Source organism: uncultured Meiothermus sp. (assembly GCF_937863175.1).
Lineage (GTDB): Bacteria > Deinococcota > Deinococci > Deinococcales > Thermaceae > Meiothermus.
The window spans coordinates 1-7,574 of the sequence record NZ_CALMCQ010000371.1 but is presented as its reverse complement, the minus strand read 5'-3'; the positions used below and the strand labels follow the sequence as shown (position 1 = coordinate 7,574).

Below are 7,574 nucleotides of genomic sequence, written 5' to 3'. Positions count from 1 at the left end.
TCAAAGCGGAGTTCTTCAAAGCGCTAAGCCACCCCCTGCGACTGGCCATGCTGGATGCGTTGCGAACAGGGGAGAAGAGCGTCGGGCAACTGGTGGTTGAACTCGAGGCCGACCAGCCTGCGGTCTCGCAGCAGTTGTCTATTCTGCGGCAACGGGGCTTTGTCGAGACCCGCAAGGAAGGAACCACGGTTTTTTATCGCACTGCCGACCCGGATGTGTATGCATTTCTCGACCTGGGGCGGGCCATTTTCAAGCGGCAACTGGCCCAGCCAGGGGCGGTGCTGGCACAAATTCGTCAGGAGGGCGAAGCAGAATCATGACCCCTGGCTCTAATTCCTTAGCCTCTGTGGTTAAAACCCTCGAGCTTCTCAATCCTGTCCCTGCCTGGCGACAGGAGTTTGCCGACTACAGCCTGCAACGTTTCCAGCAAGACCTGCTGGCAGGTCTTACGGTGGGGGTGGTGGCCTTGCCACTGGCCCTGGCCTTCGGCGTGACCAGTGGGGCGGGCGCGGCAGCAGGGCTTTTCACCGCGATTGTGGCTGGTTTGGTAGGCTCGGCCTTCGGCGGCTCACGCTACAACATTACCGGCCCCACCGGGGCCATGACGGTGGTACTGCTGCCCATCATTGCCCAGTATGGGGTGGACAAGGTTTTTTTGGTAGGCATTATGGCCGGGCTGATCCTGCTGGTGTTTGGTCTGTTGCGCTTTGGCCGCCTGATTCAACTGGTTCCCTATCCGGTGGTCATCGGCTTTACCAACGGCATCGCCATCATCATATTCTTGCAGCAGGTTCCAGCTTTGCTGGGGGTCGCCACGCCCAGGGGTGAACATATCTTGCCCATCACCCTCGAGGCCATCCGGGTTTATCTGCTCCAACCTCAGGTCGCCTCCCTGTTTTTGACCACCCTCACCGTGGGGTTGATCCTGCTATGGGGCCGCTACATCAAACACATCCCCGGTAGCATTGTGGCCCTGATACTGGTCACACTGGTCAGCCTGCTGTTTCCCGACCTACCGCGTATTGGGCTGATTCCCACCAACCTACCCGCACCCCAGTTGCCCAACTGGAGCCTTTCCGATGTGAGTCTTCTGTTCAGCGCAGCACTGGCCGTCGCGCTGCTGGCAGGCATCGAAACACTGCTCTCAGCGGTGGTGGCCGATAGCATGACCATTCGGGAGAAGCACGACCCAGACCGTGAGGTAATAGGCTCGAGTTTCGCCAATATACTGGCCCCTATCTTTGGCGGAATTCCGGCTACAGGTGCGATTGCCCGCACAGCGGTGAATGTGCGCTCTGGTGCACAGACCCGGTTTTCGGGCATCATTCATGCCCTGTTTTTGTTGCTGGTGGTGGTTCTGCTGGGGCCGCTGGCCCAGGCCATTCCGCTGGCGGCCCTGGCAGGCATTCTGATGGTGGTGGCGGTGCGGATGGTGGAGTGGGAGGCGGTGCAGGCCATTTTGCGCTCGACCAGAAGCGACCTTAGCACCATGCTGGTCACGATGGGGGTCACGGTCGCCTTCGATCTGGTGCTGGCCATCGAGGTGGGGCTGGTGTTGGCGGGAATTTTGTTCATCCAGCGCATGAAGAACTCCCTGAGCCTGGAGCCCATGGATCTGACCCCGCAGCTTCCTCAACACCTCGAGATAGACCACGACCTGCTACGCGAACGGGTGGTAGCCTTCCGGGTGGATGGCCCACTGTTTTTTGCCGTAGCGGGCGAGTTTATTAATAGCCTGACCCAGATTTCGCAGGTAGATGCACTCATCCTGCGGATGCGGCGGGTTAAGGTGATGGATGCTAGCGGAGCCAATGCTCTCTTGACCATGAAGGAGGCTCTCGAGCGTAGAGGCGTCAAGTTCCTCCTTTCAGGACTCCAGCCTCAACCCAGGGAAGTACTCGAGCGGATGGGTCTGCTCGAGAAGGTTACCACCCACGGGCATCACCTGTTTGAGACCACCGATCAGGCCATTGCTCATGCCTGGAGCCATGTAAAACGCAAACAACAACAAAACCCTTAGTGGTAATCGGGAGGTGACGAAAACCCGAAACCCGCCGCGTGCCGGGAATCAGGTTACCGGAGCGTTTGGTGATCCGGTAATTCGCGGATGCGGTGCTTGATGTAGTATCACGGCCCCTCAAAAAGGCTGTGCAGTTGGAGGGGCTCGAGTTCCTTCTGCTCGCCGCTTTCCAGGTGCTTGAGGGTGACGATTCCCTTGACCCGCTCACCCTCGCCCAAAAACCCCACGTACCGGGCCCCCTTCTTGAGCGCGTCCTCGAGGGCCTTGCGCGGACTTTTGGGGGTGTAGCCCAGCTCGACGTAAATTTTAGGGCGCAGTTGCTCGGCCAGGGCCAGGGCCTCGATTTTGGCGGCCTCGTCCAGTGGGGCCAGGTAAAGGATGGGGGAGGGGTCTGCAGGGATTTCCACTCCTTCTTCTTCCAGCGCGATCGCCACCCGCTCGATCCCGATGCCAAAGCCCACCCCCGGCACACGGGGGCCCCCCAGCATCTCGGAAAGGCCGTCGTAACGCCCCCCTCCCCCCAGGGCCGACTTGGCCCCAATTTTGGCGTGGTGGACTTCCCAGGCGGTACGCACGTAGTAGTCCAGGCCCCGCACAATACTCGCGTCTATTGCATAGGGTACCCCAAGCTGGGTCAGGTAGTGGCAGACCTTCTGGTGGAAGGCCCGCGACTCGTCGCCCAGGAACTCGAGCATCGGCCTTACCGGCAAGCCAGCCACAATCTGCTGGTCGGTCTCGCTTTTGGAGTCCAGAATACGCATGGGGTTGGTTTCCAAACGAACCCTGGACTCCTCCGAAAGCACCTCGGCATAGGGCCGGAACAGCCCCCGCAGGTACTGGTTAAATCGGTCGCGGTCTTCGGGGTCGCCCACCGAGCCCAGCCTGACCTCGAGGTCTTTCAGGCCCAGGGTCTTATAAATGCGCAGCATCAGCGCGATAGCCTCGGCATCCAGTAAGGGATCGGAAAGGCCCAGGGCCTCGTAGTCTACCTGGTGAAACTGCTTGTAGCGGCCTTTTTGCTGGCGCTCACCCCGAAAGATCGGCCCCCAGGTGAAGAGCCGCACCGGCTGGGGCCAGACCTTCATCCCGTGCTGGTTGTAGGCCCGCACCATCGAGGCGGTCGGCTCGGGGCGCAGCCCCAGAACCCGGCCCCCGCGGTCCTCGAGGACATACATCTCCTTCTTGACCACGATGTCCGAGGTCAGACCCACCCCCTTTTGCAAAACCTCCAGATACTCGAAAATCGGGGTATGAATCATCTGCGCCCCAGCACCCCGCAGGACTTCCTCAGCGGTCTGGGTGATGTAACGAAACACCGGCTCGCGGAAGGGGTACTCCCTGGCCTGAGCAAAAATATCGTTGGTTCCGGAGACGGCCTTGAGCATGGCGGTCATTGTACGTTAGCGAGTGCAAAAAGCTAAAGGGAATGCCTTCCGCCAGCAGTATGCCCACGGGTTCTGGTTAGCTGGGAATGGTCAGGCGCGTGGGGTTGGGAGCCAGCAGCGATTCTTCGCGCTCGGCCCGGTGCACGATGTCTTCGCTGCCCAGAACCTTGACCAGCTGGTCTCGAGCAATCATCTTACCCGAGTACATATAAACCAGACCCCGCCGCTGATGGGTAACCACAAAGGGCAGGCCGTTGTGGTAGCGCACCAGCGTATTGTGCCGCCGGGCGTGGCGCGACATCCGAGCCAGCGCCCGCACCCCCTGATCCACCTTGCGGTTTTGGGCCTGCGGATACCAGGCCGAAAACAAAATCAAAAACATCAGGCCAGCCATCACCAGCGCAGTCAAAAAGTTGGTTTCCATATACCACAAAGTATAGGAAGCGGTTCTTGAACCCCGGTGTTAACTCAAAGACGGCTCAATTTTGTATGAGCGGCCCTGACCGTTGGTCAAATTTCCCTTTAGGTTTATAAACGAACATTTGATATAGTGCTGGGTATGGGTGCTCTGGTTCCCCTGACCAACTGGCACAACCCCACCAAACGCAGGCTCGAGGCGGTTCGGGCCGCGCACGAGCGCGACGAGGCAGCCTTGCTCGAGCTTCATCAAGCCTTCTTGATCCTCAAAGGTCGCAAGCGGGCCTCGTTAAGCCCCAGGACGCTCGAGCTCTACCGGGTGGGCGTGCGCGATTTTCTGGCCTGGGCCTGGCCGCCCGAGTCGCCTGGGCCAAGGGTCGAGATCCTCAAGGCCACCTCCGACGACCTCGACCACTGGATTACCGAGCTTCAGACTCGAGGGAGCCATCTCGGCCCCGAACCCACCCCGCTCAAGCCAGGTAGCATTGCTACCTATCTGGCTGCGGTGCGCTCTTTTTACCGCGCCCTGGTCTGGGCCAAGGCCACCGAACTGCCCGAGGTGACGGCCCCCCGTGACCCCACCCCCGCCCACGAACGCCGCCCTGCGCTGCCTGCCGAGTTGTACAAAAAGCTGCTGGCCCACCTCGAATCCTCGTGCAACCCCCGCGACCACCTGGCAGTGCGCCTTCTGGGCGAAGCCGGTCTACGTATAAGTGAGGTCGTTCACTTGAAGTTTCAGGATTTGCATCTGGATCAACGCCTTCTCGAGGTGCGCGGCAAGGGCGGTAAGCTACGCAGCGTCCCGCTTTCAAAGTCTCTGGTGGATGAACTCAATGGGTGGCTCAAACTTCGGCTGGCCTATGCCAGGGCGGGGGAAACTCGAGTGTTGCTCAACCTCGGCGGGCGCAAGGGCCACGGGTGCGGCATGAGCGAAAAAGCACTGCGTGAAGCCTTAAACCGCCACTACCGCGACCTGGGCTTCCCCGAGCGCTACTACGGCGCCCATATGCTGCGCCACACCGCTGGAACCCGCTTCTACAAAACCAGCCGCGACCTGCACGCTACCGCCAGGCTGCTGGGCCACTCCAACATCAACACCAGCGCCATCTACGCCAAGATGGATCTGGAAGGGCTATTCGAGGTAGTGGACCGGCTGGAGGACTAGATGATGAGCCTCTGCTAAATCTGCGCAGGGAGTGTAGACCTCCCGCTGTCCTCGAAAGCCCATCGAGCAAGCAGGTGAGGGTTGAGGTCGGGGCCTCCACAGGCCACCCCGATCGGCTGGTCGTTCCGCTGGCTTAGTTTATCCCGCACTCCGGGTTACAGCCACCCTCGAGGTTGAGCTCCTTCATAATCAGGCAGTGACCCTCGGAGCAGTGACCCAGCAGCAATTTTAGACTGTCTCTGAGGCGCGTCATGGCGGCGATCCGCTGTTCTAGTTCATGAACCTTCTCCGCAACTTGCCCACAAGCACGCTCGCAGTCCGCGCCCTCGTCGTTCAACCGCAGCAGTTCGCGGGTCTCGTTGAGTGTGAAACCTAACTCCTGACAGTGTCGAATAAACCGGATCCGATGGACCGTGTCCAATGAGTAAATGCGATAGCCAGTAGCAGGGCGAAGGGGTTGGGTGATCAGGTTCTGGCGCTCGTAAAATCGAACCGTCTCGACCCCGACCCCAGCCGCCGCTGCTACTCTGGCAATGGTTAAGGGCCTACCTCTTCTGGCAGCAGGGGCAGCTGCATCCACAACCGCAGCCGCAGTTGCAGTAGTTCGGGTCGCATGGACAGCCATCGCACTTGCACTGCTCACAGCACTTCCTCTTTTCTTCCATGGGCGCATCTCCTTTCCAGTGTAATATAAACTCCGTACTCTAGTACGGAGTCAAGGCTTGCTCTTCCCGCTTGATACTGAAAACCCGGCTGATGCCCCGATCAGTGGTCACGCCATAGAGGGCATCGCAGGCTTCCATGGTGCGTTTCTGGTGGGTAACCAGGATGAACTGGGTCTGGCCTTTGAAGTGCTGCAGGAAGCGGCAAAAGCGCTGGATATTGGCCTCGTCCAAAGGTGCGTCTACTTCGTCCAGGATGGCAATGGGCAGCCCTCCGCCCCCGTTGGTGGCAGTCTCCCCTACTTCCGAGAGGGCAAATAAAAAGGCCAGGGCGCCCATGGTACGCTCGCCCATCGAAAGCAGGTTGAGGTGAACGGTGCGCTTACCGGCGGGCTTGAGCACCAGATCCAGGCCGTGGGGTGTGCGCCCTATCTGCAACTCGGCGTCCAGCAAAGCGCTGGCATAGTGGGCAAACTTCTCCTTGAACACGCCATATACCTGCTGCATCCGCTGGTGGTATTCGGACTCTACCAAGCGAAGCTCGGCCTCGAGCTTCCGCACCACGGTTTCCGACTCCTGCAATGCCCCTTCCAGTTTCTGGATGTCCTCGGCCAGAAGGGCGTACTCCTGCTCGGCCAGGTGGTTGATGGGGCCCAGGGCTTCCAGCGCGGCCTCGGTTTCCGTGAGGGCGCGGGCCAGGCTGCGGGCCGAGCCCTCCTCAACCGAACCGGGGGGAATATTTTGTAGCTCGGCCTGGAGGGTCTCGATGGTAGCCTCGCGGCGGGCCTGGGTCAGGTGCAGGGACTCGAGCTCGGCCAAGAGCTCGTTGGTGCGCCCAACCAGCCGGGTCTCTTCTTCCGATAAAGCCCTTGTACGGCCACGGGCAGCGTACAAGGCCCCTTCCCGGTGGCGCAGGTTCAGCCTGCCCTGGGCCTGCTCGAGTTCACCCCTGCGGGCCCGGGTAGCTACCAACTTTTGCTCCAGCTCGGCCTGCTCGCTACGCAGGTTGTGCAGGCGGGCCTCGAGTTCTTCGATCTGCCGCCTGGCATCCAAAAAGCGCTCCTGGTCTTCACGGTAGCGCCGCCACTGGGCACCGATCTCGTGCCCCTGGGCCATCCGTGTATTTAGCGCCTCGCGCTCGTCGCGTAGGGTTTGCAGGCGCCCGGGTTGGGGAGGTTCCACCGGCTGCGGGGCCTCGGGGGCCTGGCCCTGTGTGAGGCGGGCCAGGCTGCCCTGCACGGCCTTGAGCTCCGAGGCCCGCTCGGTCTGGCGACGCTGAAGGGTCGGGAGCTCCAGCCCGGCTAGCTCAGCCCGCAGGCCATGGGTCTGAGCCTGAAGGGCCTGGGCCTCAGCGCCCAGGCGCAGGGCGTCGGCCTGGGTTTCCTGATAGCGGCGGCGCAGCGAGAGCATCTGTCCGCCCCGCTCTATCCGTCCGCCGGTGATGGCCCCAGAGGTCTCGAGGAGTTCGCCCTCGAGTGTCACCATACGCGGGTGATCCTGGTACTGGCGCACCAGGGCTAGAGCTGCGTCCAGGCTGTCCATCACCAGGGTCTCGCCCAGCAGGGTGGGCAGTGCTTCGGGGCAAGCCGAAAGCTGCACCAGCCGGCGGGCCACCCCCACCACGCCGGGATACGCGGCCCAGTTGCGTTCTCGCTCCTGGAAGTTTCGCAGAAGCGTGCGGGGCAGGAAGGTGGCCCGGCCTCCGTGCTGTTTGAGGTGCTGTACAGCGGCCTGGGCGGCCTGCTCGTTCTCGGCCAAAACCCACTGCATACGCCCCCCCATGGCCACTTCTATGGCTAATTCCAGCCCTGCGGGCACCTGCAACAAATCCGCCACCACCCCCATCAGACCCGGAAGGCCAGACTCGCGGGCCCGTTTCGGGCCTTCGGCCAGGTCGGAGCCGGAGCGCAGCATGGCCTCGAGGC

General features: G+C 61.4%; 6 protein-coding genes and 1 pseudogene. 3 read left to right on the top strand and 4 right to left on the bottom strand.

Annotation, left to right across the window (positions count from 1 at the left end; translation table 11 throughout):
* Together Q0288_RS13885 and Q0288_RS13880 are read left to right on the top strand one after the other, a co-directional pair.
* Positions 1-320: metalloregulator ArsR/SmtB family transcription factor (locus Q0288_RS13885; protein ID WP_299431490.1), on the top strand; the 320-nt coding region annotated here is incomplete at its 5' end.
* A 26-nt stretch (positions 321-346) separates the two neighbouring features.
* Positions 347-2,020: a SulP family inorganic anion transporter gene (locus Q0288_RS13880; protein ID WP_299431488.1), complete on the top strand. Its 1,674-nt coding sequence runs from the start codon at positions 347-349 to the stop codon at positions 2,018-2,020.
* Positions 2,021-2,127: 107 nt separating this feature from the next.
* On the opposite strand, the gene hisS is transcribed toward Q0288_RS13880, so the two are convergent.
* The gene (gene hisS, locus Q0288_RS13875) at positions 2,128-3,414 is read right to left on the bottom strand and encodes a histidine--tRNA ligase (protein ID WP_299431485.1); all 1,287 of its coding nucleotides are present in this window, start codon (positions 3,412-3,414) and stop codon (positions 2,128-2,130) included.
* Positions 3,415-3,481: 67 nt separating this feature from the next.
* The gene (locus tag Q0288_RS13870; RefSeq protein WP_299431482.1) at positions 3,482-3,829 is read right to left on the bottom strand and encodes a hypothetical protein; all 348 of its coding nucleotides are present in this window, start codon (positions 3,827-3,829) and stop codon (positions 3,482-3,484) included.
* A 135-nt stretch (positions 3,830-3,964) separates the two neighbouring features.
* Here Q0288_RS13870 and Q0288_RS13865 point away from each other — a divergent pair, with 135 nt between their 5' ends.
* Positions 3,965-4,987: a tyrosine-type recombinase/integrase gene (locus tag Q0288_RS13865; protein ID WP_299431479.1), complete on the top strand. Its 1,023-nt coding sequence runs from the start codon at positions 3,965-3,967 to the stop codon at positions 4,985-4,987.
* 133 nt (positions 4,988-5,120) lie between these two features.
* Here Q0288_RS13865 and Q0288_RS13860 read toward each other — a convergent pair whose 3' ends face one another.
* Together Q0288_RS13860 and Q0288_RS13855 are read right to left on the bottom strand one after the other, a co-directional pair.
* Complete coding sequence (locus Q0288_RS13860; protein WP_299431476.1) at positions 5,121-5,630, bottom strand: MerR family DNA-binding protein; 510 nt, start codon at positions 5,628-5,630, stop codon at positions 5,121-5,123.
* A gap of 61 nt (positions 5,631-5,691) precedes the next feature.
* A pseudogene (locus Q0288_RS13855) lies at positions 5,692-7,574 on the bottom strand (chromosome segregation protein SMC); the annotation flags it as partial.

What these genes read in the sequence shown, in the direction of transcription:
- Q0288_RS13870 (WP_299431482.1), bottom strand. Translation starts at nt 3,829, where the DNA reads ATGGAAACCAACTTTTTGACTGCGCTGGTGATGGCTGGCCTGATGTTT.
- Q0288_RS13865 (WP_299431479.1), top strand. Translation starts at nt 3,965, where the DNA reads ATGGGTGCTCTGGTTCCCCTGACCAACTGGCACAACCCCACCAAACGC.
- hisS (WP_299431485.1), bottom strand. Translation starts at nt 3,414, where the DNA reads ATGACCGCCATGCTCAAGGCCGTCTCCGGAACCAACGATATTTTTGCT.